Raw genomic sequence first — 15,080 nt, forward strand, 5'->3', positions numbered from 1 at the left:
GACCGCCGCGCACACGCACTGGGGCAACCCCAGCGAAGCGAGGGGACACTCCGGCGATGAGCATGGGGTCACAATACGAGGCGGCCCGATACGCCGCAGCGCGCGGCTACTAGTGCGCGAGGGCTGCCGACGGACCGACCGCCGACGGCGGCACGGCGGTTGCGGCCGCCGCCGCGGGCGCCTGCGCCGGAGCCGGCGCTGGGTTGGACCCGGGCGGGCCGACCCGGAACCCGTTGACGATCGTGTCGGTGGCCGGCGCTTCGCCGACCGCAGTGGTGGCGTCGGTCGTTACAGCCAGCGACACTAAGTACTTGTCCGGCCCCGAGGTGACGATGACGTGGCGCCGCGAGGTGTTGAGCGTCATCTGGTTTTCGCGGTAGGTGCCCTCGATGATCGACGACGGGGAGCCGTCGAAGTCGGCCAGCGAGGCGTTAGTGCTGCGCCAGGCGGGCAGTTGCGCGCTGTCGAGATACCCGTGAGTGATGGCCTCCTTCGCATCGAAATCGCCGACCAGCCGGTACACCACCAGCTGGGCATTGGAGGTGTAGAGGCTGGTGCTGTGGCGGTTGGCGGTCACCACGAACGCGTCGGGGACATTGGGGTCGGGGACCTGTGTCCAGCCGGGCGGCATCGGCAAGGTGATGTCGAGCGCTTTGAAGTTTTGCGCCTGTTGCGGCTCCAGTTTGACGTTCTTGCTCCCGAAATAATCGCGCAGCGTCCCGGAACTGGCCGGAACGAGCATCGGCGCTGCCGCCGGGGCTGCTGGGGCTGCCGGGGACAGCGCCCGCGAGACGGGAGGGGGTACCGGGGGGGCAGCGGCCGCTGTTCCCGGAATGGGGTTGCTGACGGCCCCGGGGGCGACCGCGACGGCCTGCGGCATCAGGGGCGGGGCGGGGACCGGAGCGGGATTAGGCCGGGGCGGATACACCGGTTCTGCCGATGCGGTGGGGCACGCAAAGCCCAGCACACCCACGACGCCAACGGCCAGACCCGCGACCGTAACCCGCCAGCTACGGGCAATCTGCATCATGAGAGTCGGTCCTTCCCAAGTCGCTCAGTGGCAAAGCATGAGTCGGACTGTAACCCCGCCCAACCAGTGGCAACCAGGCTTGGAATCGACCTGGAATACACCTGGGATAAAGCCCTGATCGGTCTGCAACGCAACCGAGACAAACGTGTGGCTGGCGGGCCCGTCATCGCCGCCCTTATAACCTGTTGGACGTGACCGATTCCCCAACGGCCGCGACGGGCCCCCATCCTGGCGCCCGCTCGGCTGCCCAGGCCGACCCCGATGCGCCGCGGTTTCGGTACACCGCGGAGCTGGCCGGCCGCATCGAGCAGACCTGGCAGGACAACTGGAACCGGCTGGGAACCTTCAACGTGCCCAACCCGGTCGGGTCGCTGGCACCAATAGACGGCTCGCCCGTGCCCGACGACAAGATGTTCGTCCAGGACATGTTTCCGTATCCGTCCGGAGAGGGGCTGCACGTCGGTCACCCGCTGGGCTATATCGCGACTGATGTCTACGCCCGCTACTTTCGGATGATCGGTCGTAATGTGCTGCACGCGTTGGGCTTCGACGCATTCGGTCTGCCCGCCGAGCAGTACGCGGTGCAGACCGGCACCCACCCGCGCACCCGGACCGAGGCCAACATCGTCAACTTCCGGCGCCAGTTGGGCCGGCTGGGCTTCGGCCACGACAACCGGCGAAGCTTCTCCACCACCGACGCCGAGTTCTACAAGTGGACGCAGTGGATCTTCCTGCAGATCTATAACGCATGGTTCGACACCGCCGCGAACAAAGCCCGGTCGATCACCGACCTGGTTGCCGCATTCGATTCCGGTGCAAGGCAATTGGACGATGGCCGAGAATGGGCGAAACTGTCGGCAGGTGAACGCGCCGACGTGATCGACGCCCACCGCCTGGTCTACCGGGTCGATTCGATGGTGAACTGGTGTCCCGGGCTGGGCACCGTGCTGGCCAACGAAGAGGTCACCGCTGACGGCCGCAGCGATCGGGGGAACTTCCCAGTGTTTCGTAAGCGGTTGCGGCAGTGGATGATGCGGATTACCGCCTACTCCGACCGGCTGCTCGACGACCTCGACGTGCTGGACTGGCCGGAAAAGGTCAAAACCATGCAGCGCAACTGGATCGGTCGCTCCACCGGCGCCGCCGCGCTGTTCTCGGCACGCACCACCGACGGCGAGAGCGTCGACTTGGAGGTGTTCACCACCCGGCCGGACACCCTGTTCGGCGCCACCTATCTGGTGCTGGCCCCTGAGCACGACCTGGTCGACCGGTTGGTTGGCACCGAATGGCCGGATGGAGTGGACCCACATTGGACGTTCGATGGCGCCACACCGGCCGCGGCCGTCGCCGCCTACCGGCAGACCATCTACGCGAAGTCCGACCTCGAGCGCCAGGAGAACAAAACCAAGACCGGTGTGTTCCTGAGCAGTTATGCGATCAATCCGGCCAACGGCGAGCAGCTGCCGATCTTCATCGCCGACTACGTGCTGGCCGGATACGGCACCGGGATGATCATGGCGGTTCCCGGCCACGATCAGCGCGACTGGGAGTTCGCCCACGAGTTCGGGCTGCCGATCGTAGAAGTGATTGCCGGCGGCGATATTTCCAAAGCCGCCTATACCGGCGACGGGGTGCTGGTGAACTCCGGATACCTGAACGGGCTGGACATCTCGGCGGCCAAGGAAGTCATCACCGCGCGGTTGGAATCCGGCGGTCGTGGCCGGGCGCGCATCGAATACAAGCTGCGCGACTGGCTTTTTGCGCGCCAACGCTATTGGGGCGAGCCCTTCCCGATCGTCTACGACAGCGACGGGCGTCCGCACGCGCTGGGTGAGGCAGCGTTGCCCGTGCAATTGCCCGACGTCCTGGACTACTCGCCGGTGCTGTTCGACCCCGACGACGCCGAGAGCGTTCCCGAGCCGCCGCTGGCCAAGGCGACCGACTGGGTGCACGTCGAGCTGGACCTCGGTGACGGGTTGAAGCTGTACACCCGCGACACCAACGTCATGCCGAACTGGGCGGGCAGCTCCTGGTATGAGCTGCGCTACATCGACCCGCACAACTCAGAACGGTTCTGCGCCAAGGAGAATGAAGCCTACTGGATGGGCCCGAGGCCGGCTGAGCACGGCCCCGGCGATCCGGGGGGCGTCGACCTGTACGTCGGAGGTGCTGAGCACGCGGTGCTGCACCTGCTGTATTCGCGGTTCTGGCACAAGGTGCTCTACGACCTGGGTTACGTCAGTTCCCGCGAGCCATACCGACGGCTGGTCAACCAGGGCTACATCCAAGCATTTGCCTATACCGACGTCCGCGGGACCTACGTACCGGCGGACGAGGTGGTCGAACGCGACGGCACGTTCGTCTACCCCGGTCCCGACGGGGAGGTCGAGGTCTTCCAGGAATTCGGCAAGATCGGTAAGAGCCTGAAGAATTCGATATCGCCCGACGAAATGTGCGACGACTACGGCGCGGACACGCTGCGGGTGTACGAGATGGCGATGGGCCCGCTGGAGGCGTCACGCCCCTGGGCCACCAAGGACGTCGTCGGCGCGCACCGATTCCTGCAGCGAGTATGGCGGCTGGTGGTCGACGAGCAGACCGGCATCGTCGAAGTGGCCGACAACCCGGATCTGGACACCGACACGCTGCGACTGCTGCACCGCACCATCGCCGGTGTCTCCGAAGACTATGCGGCACTGCGGAATAACACGGCGGTCGCCAAGCTGATCGAGTACACCAACCACCTTACCAAGCAGCACCGCGATTCCATCCCGCGCGCAGCGGTCGAGCCACTGGTGCTGATGCTGGCGCCGTTGGCGCCGCACCTGGCCGAGGAGTTGTGGCAGCGGCTGGGCCACCCGACTTCGCTTGCCCACGGGCCGTTCCCGGTGGCCAACCCCGATTATCTGGTCGAAGACACCGTCGAGTACCCGGTGCAGGTCAACGGCAAAGTGCGCGGCCGTATCACGGTGCCCGCCGGCGCCGACGCCGACGCGGTGGAAGCTGCGGCGCTGGCCGATGAGAAGGTGCAGACGTCTTTGGCGGGCGCCACGCCGAAGAAGGTGATCGTGGTCGCCGGGCGGCTGGTTAACTTGGTGGTTTGATTTATCGCGAGCAGACGCAAGCACCTGATTGGTCGGCGCGTCGGGCGCTTTTGTGTCTGCTCGCGCTCAACGGGGGCGGAGCACCACCTCGTGGAGATGACCGTCGGGCGGGGTGGCCACCGCGCGGGCGACGACCTCGGCGACGGTGTCGGCGCGCAGGAATCGCTCGGGGTCGTATTCGTCGCCCTCGAAGGACACCAACTCACGCTGCATGTCGGTGTCGGTGCGACCGGGGTAGACGGTGGTGACCCGCAGCGCTGGCTCGCTCTCGCGCAGCGAGTCGGCGAACGCGCGCAGCGCGAACTTGCTCGCGGAATATGACGCCATCCCCAGCGAAGCCTTGCGCCCCGACCCAGAGTTGATGAACACCACCTGACCGTGCGCGCGCCGCAGGGCAGGCAGCAGCGCGAGCGTAAGCGCAACTGCGCCAAGGACATTGACCTCAAAGGTGGTGCGCCACTCGGCGACGGTGGACTCGGCGACGCGTCCCGGGAACGACACCCCAGCGTCGTGGACCAGCACATCGAGCTCGCCGATGGCGGCGGTTGCGGTGGGGATCGCGTCGGTGTCGGTCAGGTCCAGCGGCAACGTGGTGGCGCCCAGCCGGTCCGCGGTGGCCTGCAGCGCAGGCGAGGGCCGTCCGGCCAACAGCAGGGTGTGCGTCGGTGCCAGGGCGGCGGCGATGGCGGCGCCGATCCCGCGACTGGCACCGGTGATAAGCGCGGTCCGCATGCCTGCCAGCTTAAGGGCGGCAAGGGTCTAGGCTGGTCAAGCCCGGATTGCTAAGCCTGTTCGCCGTTGGCTTCGGAAGCCGCGGCGCTGGCTACCGGCTCGCTGGCAGCCAGCCGCTCCAGCGGCGCAAGCGCCTTGGTAAGGGTCTCCAGGTCGGGCCCGCTGAGCCTGCTGAGTAGCGTCGACAACGCGGCGATCCGATTGGTCAGCGACTCGCGGTGAACGGCCAACCCCCGCGGGGTGATGTCGACGAGCACGGCGCGCAGGTCGGACGGATCACGCGAGCGCTTCACTAGGCCGATCTTCTCCAGCCTGCGTATCGCCACCGTCGTGGTGGGCGTACGCACGCGCTCGTGTGCGGCCAGATCGGTCATCCGGATCGGACCCCGATCGAGCAAGGTGACCAGAATCGACAGCTGGGCCAGGGTCAGGTCGGCGCCTGCAGCAGAGCCGCTGGGGTCGCCGCGGCGCAGGATCGAGAAAAGTTTGGACAGCGTGCGGTGCAGACCCTCAGCCAGCTCGGTGAGCTCCGGCACCGTGGCTTCGCGTTCCGCCATAGTTCGCCAGTCTAACCTGTCTGGAAGTTCGCAGACCCAGAAACCGGTTTTGCTGTCAAAGTACTTGCGACAGGAAGCGCTGCAACCGCTCGGTTTGTGCGGCTTCGAATATCTGGTCCGGCGGGCCGGTTTCCACCACCTGACCGTGGTCCATGAAGACGACTGTGTCGGATGTCGACCTGGCGAAACCCATTTCGTGGGTGACCACAAGCATTGTCATGCCTTCGGCGCCCAAGTCCGCGATCAGCGCCAGAATGCCCTTGACCAGTTCGGGATCCAGCGCCGAGGTCGCTTCATCGAAGAGCATCACAAGTGGGGCCATCGCCAACGCGCGCGCGATCGCGACTCTTTGCTGCTGCCCGCCTGACAGCGCGCCGGGACGGCTGTCGGCCTTGTCTTTCATGCCAACCCGGTCCAGCTGAGCCAGTGCCAGCTCGCGGGCCGCGTCGGTCGAGAGGCGCTTGAGCTTGCGCGGCGCCAGCATGACGTTGTCCAGCACGCTGCGGTGCGGAAAGAGATTGAAATGCTGGAATACCATGCCAATTCGCTGCCGGAGTCGATTGGGATCGTCGTCCAACACCGACCGACCGTCAAGCAGGATGTCGCCACGGTCGGGCTCGTGTAATCGATTCAGAGTCCGCAGCAGGGTCGACTTGCCAGAGCCCGACGGGCCGATCAGCGCCACCGTGCTACCGGCTGGCGCATCGATATCAACCCCGCGCAGCACCGCATTTCGACCAAAGGACAGGTGAATGTCCTTACCCGCCAACGATACTGACTGCAGCTGCGCATGGCGGTCGGTCACGTCATCTCCTGGCTGATCGTCGAGGAGATCCGGTCGAGCGGGTTGTCCGGCTCGGTCGCAGCCCGGCCCTGGCGAAGGCGGTTGTCGACGAAGTTCACCAGATGGGTCAGCGGGATAGTTAAGAGCAAGTAGCAGATTCCAGCCGCCACCAGCGGTGAAAGGCTGCCGGTCTGCGCGTTGAAGTCACGGCCCACCTGAAACAGCTCGCGTTGCCCGGCGATCAACCCGAGGAAATACACCAGCGCCGAGCCCTTCAACAGGGCGATGAGCTGGTTGACCAGCGCCGGCAGTACCCGGCGGATCCCCTGCGGTATCACCACCAACCCCATCGAGGCGCGATAGCTCAACCCCAGCGCGCGGGAGGCTTCCAGCTGGCCGGACTCGACACTTTGGATGCCGGAACGGAAGATCTCGCCCACGTATGCGGCCGCCGTCAAGCCCAGCGCGGCGATGCCCAGCGGGTACGGGTTGTTGTGGGTCAGCCCGCCCATGATCGGACCGATCCCCAGTCCGATCAGCAGGATGATCACCACCTCGGGCAGGCCGCGGAAAATGTCGGTGTACAACCGGGCCGGCCAACGCAGCCAACGGGCGCGCGAAATACCGGCAACCGCCAGCACGATGCCGACTACTAAGCCGATGACGCTGGAGCTGACGGTGAGGATCAGCGTGTTGGGCAACCCGGTCTTCAACAGCACCGGGATGGTCTGCCGGTAAAGGTCCCAGTCGAAGAAGGAGTCGCGCAGCTGGGCGAGCGTCGATTTCGGCGGGGCGGCCTCGTCGACCACACGATGATGCCGCTCGGCGATCATCGCGAAATCCGGCAGGTGCGGCATCAACGCCGACTTCGATCCCGGGTGCCAGCCCGGGGGCAACGGTCGCGGAACCCAGTCGGTGTACAGCTGCGCCCAGGTGCCATCGGCGATCACGGCGTCCAGGCCGGCGTTCAGCGCAGCGATCAGCGGCTGGTTGTCTTTGGCCACCGCATAGGCCACGTAGTTGCCCAGGCCGAACGTGTAGCCGGCGATGGCGGCGGTGTCGCCGGGCCGCATCACGTTGGTCGCCTCCATCGCCGGTGCTACCCACGCGTCGATCTGATGGGTCTTCAGGCTGGTGTACACGGTGGTGAAGTCGGGGAACTTCACCGGTTGCAAGTGCAGGGCGTCGACGACGTAGGCCTCTTCTACAGTGCCCTGAACGACACCGATCCGCTGTCCTGCGGCCAGGTCGTCGAACCCGTCGATCGCCGAACCAGACGGCACCACCAGCGATAGGTAGCCGAAGTCGTAGCCGTTGGTGAATCCGACTGTGCGCCGGCGTGCTTCGGTGGCCATGATCGACGCCGAGCCGACGTCGAAGCGCCGGGACCCGACCTGGGCCAGCAGCCCAAAGAAGTCGGTGCCGACGAAGGCGACTTGTAAGCCCAGCTTGGCTGCGATGGCCCGCAGCAGTTCGTTGTCGTAACCGGTGTAGTGCCCGGCGGGGTTGAGGCAGCTGGTCGGCGGAGACTGGGACAGGGTGCCTACGGTCAGGGTGCGGGGTGTGTGCAGTCCGAGGGCGCCGATGTCCACCGAACTCAGCGGCTCGACGTTGGCGGTCGTGTACTTGTCCTCGTGCGGGCGGTTGGCGGTAGCCAGTTTTCTCGGCAACGCGATCGCGCCGTCCTCGCCGGGCGGCGCGCATTGATTGGTGTCGGCCGCGATAGGGGGGGCCAATGTCAGACTAGCCAGGCTGCAGGTCAGCAGGGTCACCGCGACCAGCGCGAACAGCTTTCCGGCGTTGACGTTCATACCCGCAACGTACCGGCCGGTTCAGAAGGAGATCGCGGGCTTCTCCGACGGGGCGAAGACGCCACGGCGAACCAGTTCGGTCACCATCACCTCGGCCATCAATTCAGCGCATCCGCTGCATGCCGCCCGCGCGGCGTCGGGGTCGCGGTGCTTGATGGCTGCGGTCTCGTCCTCGTAGAACGGCAGCATCTTGGCAACGATGCTCGGATAGCTCAGCAAGAACGCGCGCGGAATTAGACCCTGCGAGGCGCGGATCGCCGCGTGCAGTCGCGGCCCGGCGTACTCATCGTCAACGGCACGCCGATACTCACGCACGGCCCGCTGGAAGGCGCGCGGTTCCTTACAGCTGCGCAGCGTGCGCAACATGCCGTCGAGCTGTCCCAGGATGCGTGGGGTGGGGTTGGCGGCCGCGCGCGCCGAGGCGATGCCGTTGAGCACGCCGTGCAACTCGTAATGCTCGCGGACCGTGTCTTCGTCGAACCGCTCGATGAACGCCCCACGGTGATAGCTGGTGGACAGCAAGCCATCGTGCTCGAGCTGGACGATGGCCTCTTGCACCGGAACACGACTCATCCCGAGGCGGGTGGCGATCTCATTACGGTCGACGCGGTCACCCGTGCGCAGCTTGCCGGTCAGAACGAGGTTAAAGATGTGGGCAACGACTTGGTCCTTCTCTTTGACCCCGTATTTCTTCGGCATGTGCTTCTTTCGGCCCGATCCGCAAATTCGCGCTGGCAGTTTCTCACGCTACGTCGGCGTCCGTTCGCCGTTTAACGGGCATCACGCCAGCGGCACAACGTCTCGGCGCCGGTCAGGTCGTAGTCCGGTCCGGAGGCGCCGATGGTCAGCAGGCTGACACCGAGGTCGGTCAGCGCCTCGGCCTCGGCGATCAACCGGTCCGCATCCGCGCTGCCGGTCTCGCCGCCCACCGCGGCCGACCGTTCGATGCTGGCCGGATCACGCCCGACCGCGGTGCAGTGGTCGGTCAGCACAGCCGACTTGGCGGGATAGGAGGCAGCGGTCGTGAAGCTGTGCCAGATGTCGGCGTGCTCGGCGACCAGACGCAAGGTCTTCTTCTCGCCGCCGCCGCCGATCAGCAGCGGAATGTCGCGCGTGGGCGCCGGATTGAGCTTGCCCAACCGGGATTTGATCCGCGGCAGGGCTGCGGCGAGATCGTCGAGTCGGCTGCCCGCGGTTCCGAACTCATAGCCGTATTGGGTGTAGTCCTTCCGTTTCCAGCCCGAGCCGATCCCCAAAACGAGACGCCCGTCGCAGATGTGGTCGACGGTGCGAGCCATGTCGGCGAGCAGCTCGGGATTGCGGTAGGAGTTACAGCTGACCAGGGCGCCGATCTCGATGCGCGATGTCTGCTCGGCCCAGGCGGCAAGCATTGTCCAGCATTCGAAGTGGGCGCCGTCGGGGTCGCCGTAGAGCGGAAAGAAGTGATCCCAATTGAACGCGACGTCGACGCCGATGTCCTCGCAGCGGCGGACCGCGTCGCGGATGTTCTGGTAATGCGGGGCATGTTGCGGCTGAAGCTGTACGCCGATACGCGGGCTTGGAGAGCTCATCCCACCAACGTAGGTGGTGAGCCTCAGCCGCCGTCGAGTACTCCGCGCAAGATGTCGATCAGTGCGCGGGGTTGGTCGCTTTGCACGGAATGTCCGGAATTCTCGACGACGTGCACACCGCGGAACGTCTGCGCGCGTTGGCCGAGCTCGGCGGCGTCCTCGTCGGTGACGAATCCCGATGTGCCGCCGCGCACCAGCGTGACGGGCGCGGCCAAGCCGGCGACGTCGTCCCACAGGCTGTCGAAGTCAGGGATCGCGCGGATGCTGTCGTAGCGCCAGGTCCAGCGGCCGTCGTCGAGCCGGCGGGAGTTGTGGAACACACCGCGGCGCAGCGATTTCGGGTCACGGTGCGGCGCTGCGGCGGTGGTTACCTGCAGTATGGCGGCAAAGCTAGGGAACTCCCGTTCGCCCGCGACCAGCGCCACCGTGCCTTGCTGTTCGGTCGTGAGCTCAGCGTGCCGGCGCAGCGATGACGGGGTGACGTCGACGAGGACGAGTTCACGCACGAGATGCGGCGCGACCGCGCCCAGCCCGATCGCGGTCAGCCCGCCCAGCGACATGCCGACGATGAGGTCGGCGTGCGGCGCGAACTCGTTCAGCACCGGGCCCAGTGCCGCGGCGTTGTGCTGCGGCGAGTAGTCGCCGTCGTCGCGCCACGCCGAGTGCCCGTGGCCGGGCAGGTCCACCGCCAAAGCCGGTTGCCCCAAACCGACAATCACGGTGTCCCAGGTGTGCGCGTTCTGCCCCCCGCCGTGCATGAAGACGATCCGCGGCGAGCGCTCACCCCATTGCAGCGCGCTGACGGCGCCCGCATCGATCCGCTGCACATGCGGCAACGGCCCTTCGACGCCGGCCTGCTCGGCGTTCTCGGGGAGCAGCGCGAACTCGGACAGGCCAACTAATTCGTCGTCGGAAATGTCGGTCACAGTTCCTGACTCTACGATCCGGCCCGACCGCCACACTCGGGTGAGATTCGGCGCGGGGGCGAAACCTAGCCCTCGATGATGAACTCTTCGAGCCGAGTACGCGCGACGTCGTCGGGCAACTGCTGCGGCGGGCTCTTCATCAGGTATGCCGACGCCGGGATCACCGGTCCACCGACGCCGCGGTCCTTGGCGATCTTGGCCGCCCGCACCGCGTCGATGATGACGCCGGCCGAGTTGGGCGAGTCCCACACCTCGAGCTTGTACTCCAGGTTCAACGGCACGTCACCGAACGCGCGGCCCTCCAGCCGGACGTAAGCCCATTTGCGGTCGTCGAGCCAGCCGACGTGGTCGGACGGGCCGATGTGCACATCTTTGGTCTTGAACTCCCGCTGCAGATTCGACGTGACGGCCTGGGTCTTGGAGATCTTCTTCGACTCCAGCCGCTCACGTTCGAGCATGTTCAGGAAGTCCATGTTGCCGCCGACGTTGAGCTGCATGGTGCGGTCGAGTTGGACACCGCGGTCCTCAAACAGCTTGGCCATCACGCGGTGGGTGATCGTGGCACCGACCTGGCTCTTGATGTCATCACCGACGATCGGGACCCCGGCGTCGGTGAACTTCTTGGCCCACACCGGGTCGGAGGCGATGAACACCGGCAGCGCGTTGACGAATGCCACCCCAGCGTCGATCGCGCACTGGGCGTAGAACTTGTCGGCCTCTTCGGAGCCCACCGGCAGGTAGGAGACCAGGACGTCGACCTCGGCGTCGCGCAGCACCTTGACCACGTCGACCGCCTCGGCATCCGACACCTCGATGGTGTCGGCGTAGTACTTGCCGATGCCGTCGAGCGTCGGGCCGCGTTGCACCGTCACGTTGGTGGGCGGGACGTCGGCGATCTTGATGGTGTTGTTCTCGGACGCGAAAATCGCCTCGGACAGGTCGAAGCCGACCTTCTTGGCGTCCACGTCGAAGGCGGCGACGATCTTGACGTCGCGAACGTGGTAAGGCCCGAACCGCACATGCATCAGGCCGGGGACGGTCGAAGACTCGTCGGCGTTCTGGTAGTACTCGACGCCCTGTACCAGCGAGGACGCGCAGTTGCCGACGCCGACAATGGCGACGCGAACCTCCGGCTGCGTCGCCGACACCCCTAGCGGCTTGTGCTCACTCATGCGGCGTTCTCCTTAACTCTCATGTGTCGTGGATGTGGTGGATTTACCCAGGTCTAGGCCTGCTCAGCGCGCCGTTGCGCTATGCGTTCGGCCGCGATCAGCTCGTTGAGCCAATTCACTTCCCGTTCGCTGGACTCCAACCCGAGTTGATGTAACTGGCGGGTGTAGCGGTCTAGGGAGCTACTGGCCCGCGCCACTGCTTCACGCAGGCCTTCCCTACGTTCTTCGACCTGACGACGACGGCCCTCCAAGATGCGCATTCGCGCCTCAGCCGGAGTGCGGTTGAAAAACGCCAGGTGGACGCCGAAGCCATCGTCGGTGTAGTTATGCGGGCCGGTGTCAGCCACCAGCTCGGCGAAGCGCTGCCGGCCATCATCGGTCAACTCGTAGACGCGCCGGGCACGCCGCACCGGCGTCCCGGCCGGGGCGGCGTTCTCGGCGATCAGCCCGTCCGCCTGCATCCGTCGCAGCGCGGGGTAAAGCGAACCGTAGGAAAACGCCCGGAACGCCCCGAGCAGACCAGTCAGCCGTTTACGCAGTTCGTAGCCATGCATCGGCGACTCGAGCAAGAGTCCCAGGATGGCGAGCTCCAGCATCGAGTCACCTCCTTTGCTCTGGCTGGTACGACTGTTATATGTCGAGCAACAGTCTCGCGTCATAGTATCGCCCCGATATATTCGCCACCACTCCAGCTGGCGTCCAGCTGAAGTTTTCGCGTTGTTCAGGTGCTTTTGGCCGAGCCCGGCCGTCTTCTTCGGGGGTCGTCTGCTGAGGCTGGCCAGGTCGCGGCCAGATTCGCCGATACCTACCTGACCTGGGGCGAGCCGCCCGCCCAGGTCGGCGAGAAGTTGGATTGGATCCGCGGCCTGGCCAAGGCGCAGGGTTGGGAACTGAGCTACGGCATCAGGTTGCACGTCGTCTCCCGCGACACCAGCGAGCGGGCCTGGTCGGAGGCGCAGCGGCTGCTGAGCGCACTCAGTCCGCAGACCGTGGCCGCCGCCCAGGCATCGCTGGCGCGGTCGGAGTCCGAGGGGCAACATCGGATGCGCGAATTGCATAACGGCGGTGGCGATTTCGGCGGTGGCGCGGATGCCCGACGGCTGGAGATCTATCCCAATCTGTGGTCCGGCGTCGGCCTGGTTCGCGGCGGCGCGGGCACCGCCCTCGTTGGTTCGCACCAGGAGGTCGCCGACCGGATCGCCGAGTACGCCGAGCTGGGCCTAGACCACTTCATCCTTTCCGGCTATCCGCACCTGGAAGAGGTGTACATCTTCGGTGAGGGGGTACGCCCGATCCTTGCCCGGCGGGGGCTGCTGGGCGACGGCGCCGAGCTGGCCAGGTCGAACGAAGCGGTCCGCTCGGCGTTCCTGCCGCACGTCGGAGACTTCAGTGCTCCTTGACGCGACAAGCAGGTCGATAACCGGCGCCGCGCCGCCGGAGCGTGGGTGCGACGGTCATGCTCAACCCACGATGAGTCCGAGTGCGGCCCGAGCGGGTGCGGCCATTGAGGCACACGGAGTGGCCGGGCAACCTCTCTGCATCGGTCCCGCGGACGTACTCTGGTCATCGTGCGATTGCAGCGACAGGTAGTCGACTATGCGCTTCGGCGGCGCTCACTGCTGGCCGAGGTGTATTCGGGTCGGACCGGCGTGACCGAGGTATGTGACGCCAACCCGTACTTGCTGCGCGCTGCGAAGTTCCACGGGAAGCCCAGTCCGGTGATGTGCCCGATCTGCCGGAAGGAGCAGCTCACTCTGGTGTCGTGGGTGTTCGGCGACCACCTGGGCGCGGTGTCCGGTTCCGCGCGCACCGCCGAAGAGTTGGTTGTGCTGGCATCCCGCTTCGAAGAGTTCTCCGTGCACGTGGTGGAGGTATGCCGGACCTGCAGCTGGAATCACCTGGTCAAGTCGTATGTGCTCGGCGCGGCACGCCCGGCCCGCCCGCCCAAGGGCACGCGGACGGCGCGCAACGGCGCCCGCACGGCCAGTGAATAACGAAGGACAGGAAGACCACTCGGCCGCTGACACCCCGAACGGGGCAGGGGCCGACAGTGGGCAGAGCTCTGACTCGCCGCACCGGCCACGCCCCTCAGACCCCCCGGTTCCCCCCGACGACCGGTTGACCACGATCCTGCCTCCGGTCAAAGACGACACGACGCGTCCGCTACGGGATCCGATCGAGGCGGTCAAGGCTGCACTGGACGCTCGGCCGGCGTCGAGAACCTCCGAGGGGCGCGACCCGCTCGAGTTGGCCACGGCCGCAATGGAAGCCAGGACGGCGCAGGGTCACCGGCACCCGGCTGGCGAGGGCGGCGACAGACGTCCGCCCGGTCCACCGTCGCGCAAGCCGCGGCTGCCCGACTGGGGGTGGGTCCGGCGAATCGACTGGACGTGGCTGCACCGCATCAACTGGACATGGGTCCGTCGCGGGGTCTACGTCGCCACCGCGGTGGTGCTGCTGTTGCCGATCGTCACTTTCGCGATGGCCTACTTCATCGTCGACGTTCCCAAGCCGGGTGACATCCGCACCAATCAGGTCTCGACAATCCTGGCTAGCGACGGCTCAGAGCTGGCCAAAATCGTTCCGCCGGAAGGCAATCGCGAGGACGTCAACATCAGCGAGGTACCGGTGCGCGTGCGCCAAGCGGTGATCGCGGCCGAGGACCGCAACTTCTACTCCAACCCCGGCTTCTCGTTCACCGGCTTCGCGCGGGCTGTGAAGAACAACATCTTCGGCGGCGACACGCAGGGCGGTTCAACGATCACCCAGCAGTACGTCAAAAACGCGTTGGTGGGATCACAGCGCGCCGGAGTTGGCGGCATCGTCCGCAAGGCCAAGGAACTCGTCATCGCCACCAAGATGTCGGGCGAGTGGTCCAAAGACGATGTGCTGCAGGCCTATCTCAACATCATTTACTTCGGTCGCGGCGCCTACGGCATCTCGGCGGCGTCCAAGGCCTACTTCGGCAAGCCCGTCGATCAGCTCACCGTCGCCGACGGAGCACTGCTGGCCGCGCTGATCCAGCGCCCGTCCACGCTCGACCCCGCGGTGAACCTCCCCGGCGCCACGCACCGATGGAACTGGGTGCTCGACGGGATGGTGGAGATCGGCGCACTGTCGCCGAAGGACAGGGCAGCTCAAGCGTTTCCGCCGACGGTGCCGCCCGATCAGGCCCGCGCGCAGAACCAGACGACCGGGCCGAACGGGTTGATTGAGCGGCAGGTGACCAGGGAGCTGCTCGACCTGTTCAACATCGACGAGCAAACGCTGAACACCCAGGGTTTGCAGGTCACCACCACCATCGATCCGCAAGCGCAGAAGGCCGCCGAGGACGCGGTGTCGAAGTACATGGACGGCCAGGCACCCGACATGCGCACCGCGGTTGTTTCCATC

Annotated in this window: 13 protein-coding genes and 1 pseudogene; 4 read left to right on the forward strand and 10 right to left on the reverse strand. The window is 66.2% G+C overall.

All coding sequences use genetic code 11. The features are described 5' to 3' along the window. Positions 1–109 precede the first annotated feature (109 nt). Complete coding sequence (locus VEI45_RS21140) at positions 110–1,030, reverse strand: LpqN/LpqT family lipoprotein (RefSeq protein WP_324856485.1); 921 nt, start codon at positions 1,028–1,030, stop codon at positions 110–112. Positions 1,031–1,221: 191 nt separating this feature from the next. On the opposite strand from VEI45_RS21140, the gene leuS reads away from it, so the two are divergent. Continuing rightward, positions 1,222–4,134: a leucine--tRNA ligase gene (leuS, locus tag VEI45_RS21145; RefSeq protein ID WP_324856486.1), complete on the forward strand. Its 2,913-nt coding sequence runs from the start codon at positions 1,222–1,224 to the stop codon at positions 4,132–4,134. 66 nt (positions 4,135–4,200) lie between these two features. Here leuS and VEI45_RS21150 read toward each other — a convergent pair whose 3' ends face one another. The 9 genes from VEI45_RS21150 to VEI45_RS21190 all read right to left on the reverse strand — a co-directional run bounded on the left by VEI45_RS21150 (position 4,201) and on the right by VEI45_RS21190 (position 12,283). Then, positions 4,201–4,866 (reverse strand): SDR family oxidoreductase, encoded by a 666-nt coding sequence (locus VEI45_RS21150; protein WP_324856487.1) that lies wholly within the window; start codon positions 4,864–4,866, stop codon positions 4,201–4,203. Between the two features lie 50 nt (positions 4,867–4,916). Next, positions 4,917–5,423: a MarR family winged helix-turn-helix transcriptional regulator gene (locus VEI45_RS21155; protein ID WP_324856488.1), complete on the reverse strand. Its 507-nt coding sequence runs from the start codon at positions 5,421–5,423 to the stop codon at positions 4,917–4,919. A 55-nt stretch (positions 5,424–5,478) separates the two neighbouring features. Beyond that, positions 5,479–6,228 carry an amino acid ABC transporter ATP-binding protein gene (locus tag VEI45_RS21160; RefSeq protein WP_324856489.1) on the reverse strand — a complete coding sequence of 250 codons (750 nt, stop codon included), beginning with the start codon at positions 6,226–6,228 and terminating at the stop codon, positions 5,479–5,481. Then, positions 6,225–8,018, reverse strand: a complete 1,794-nt coding sequence (locus tag VEI45_RS21165; RefSeq protein ID WP_324856490.1) for an ABC transporter substrate-binding protein/permease — start codon at positions 8,016–8,018, stop codon at positions 6,225–6,227. Before VEI45_RS21165 ends, VEI45_RS21160 begins: the two co-directional genes overlap by 4 nt. Positions 8,019–8,039: 21 nt before the next feature. Beyond that, positions 8,040–8,717: a GntR family transcriptional regulator gene (locus tag VEI45_RS21170; RefSeq protein WP_324856491.1), complete on the reverse strand. Its 678-nt coding sequence runs from the start codon at positions 8,715–8,717 to the stop codon at positions 8,040–8,042. 71 nt (positions 8,718–8,788) lie between these two features. Then, positions 8,789–9,589 carry an LLM class F420-dependent oxidoreductase gene (locus VEI45_RS21175; RefSeq protein ID WP_324856492.1) on the reverse strand — a complete coding sequence of 267 codons (801 nt, stop codon included), beginning with the start codon at positions 9,587–9,589 and terminating at the stop codon, positions 8,789–8,791. A 23-nt stretch (positions 9,590–9,612) separates the two neighbouring features. After that, on the reverse strand, positions 9,613–10,515 hold the full coding sequence (locus VEI45_RS21180) for an alpha/beta hydrolase (protein ID WP_324856493.1): 903 nt from the start codon (positions 10,513–10,515) through the stop codon (positions 9,613–9,615). Positions 10,516–10,580: 65 nt separating this feature from the next. Then, positions 10,581–11,687, reverse strand: coding sequence for an inositol-3-phosphate synthase (locus tag VEI45_RS21185; RefSeq protein ID WP_324856494.1), 1,107 nt, complete (start codon positions 11,685–11,687; stop codon positions 10,581–10,583). 53 nt (positions 11,688–11,740) lie between these two features. Then, positions 11,741–12,283 (reverse strand): PadR family transcriptional regulator, encoded by a 543-nt coding sequence (locus VEI45_RS21190; RefSeq protein WP_324856495.1) that lies wholly within the window; start codon positions 12,281–12,283, stop codon positions 11,741–11,743. A 139-nt stretch (positions 12,284–12,422) separates the two neighbouring features. Here VEI45_RS21190 and VEI45_RS21195 point away from each other — a divergent pair. The 3 genes and pseudogenes from VEI45_RS21195 to VEI45_RS21205 form a co-directional block, all read left to right on the forward strand. Further along, a pseudogene (locus VEI45_RS21195) lies at positions 12,423–13,087 on the forward strand (LLM class flavin-dependent oxidoreductase); the annotation flags it as partial. Between the two features lie 168 nt (positions 13,088–13,255). Then, positions 13,256–13,681: a DUF5318 domain-containing protein gene (locus tag VEI45_RS21200; RefSeq protein WP_324856496.1), complete on the forward strand. Its 426-nt coding sequence runs from the start codon at positions 13,256–13,258 to the stop codon at positions 13,679–13,681. Beyond that, positions 13,674–15,080, forward strand: a 1,407-nt coding sequence (locus tag VEI45_RS21205) for a transglycosylase domain-containing protein (protein ID WP_324856497.1), incomplete at its 3' end; no start/stop codon positions are given. The genes VEI45_RS21200 and VEI45_RS21205, both read left to right, overlap by 8 nt.

It is taken from the genome of Mycobacterium sp. (assembly GCF_035623875.1).
Classification (GTDB): domain Bacteria; phylum Actinomycetota; class Actinomycetes; order Mycobacteriales; family Mycobacteriaceae; genus Mycobacterium.

Coding starts and splice junctions, on each gene's coding strand:
- VEI45_RS21140 (WP_324856485.1), bottom strand. CDS start 1,030: ATGATGCAGATTGCCCGTAGCTGGCGGGTTACGGTCGCGGGTCTGGCC.
- VEI45_RS21150 (WP_324856487.1), bottom strand. CDS start 4,866: ATGCGGACCGCGCTTATCACCGGTGCCAGTCGCGGGATCGGCGCCGCC.
- VEI45_RS21155 (WP_324856488.1), bottom strand. CDS start 5,423: ATGGCGGAACGCGAAGCCACGGTGCCGGAGCTCACCGAGCTGGCTGAG.
- VEI45_RS21165 (WP_324856490.1), bottom strand. CDS start 8,018: ATGAACGTCAACGCCGGAAAGCTGTTCGCGCTGGTCGCGGTGACCCTG.
- VEI45_RS21170 (WP_324856491.1), bottom strand. CDS start 8,717: ATGCCGAAGAAATACGGGGTCAAAGAGAAGGACCAAGTCGTTGCCCAC.
- VEI45_RS21175 (WP_324856492.1), bottom strand. CDS start 9,589: ATGAGCTCTCCAAGCCCGCGTATCGGCGTACAGCTTCAGCCGCAACAT.
- VEI45_RS21185 (WP_324856494.1), bottom strand. CDS start 11,687: ATGAGTGAGCACAAGCCGCTAGGGGTGTCGGCGACGCAGCCGGAGGTT.
- VEI45_RS21190 (WP_324856495.1), bottom strand. CDS start 12,283: ATGCTGGAGCTCGCCATCCTGGGACTCTTGCTCGAGTCGCCGATGCAT.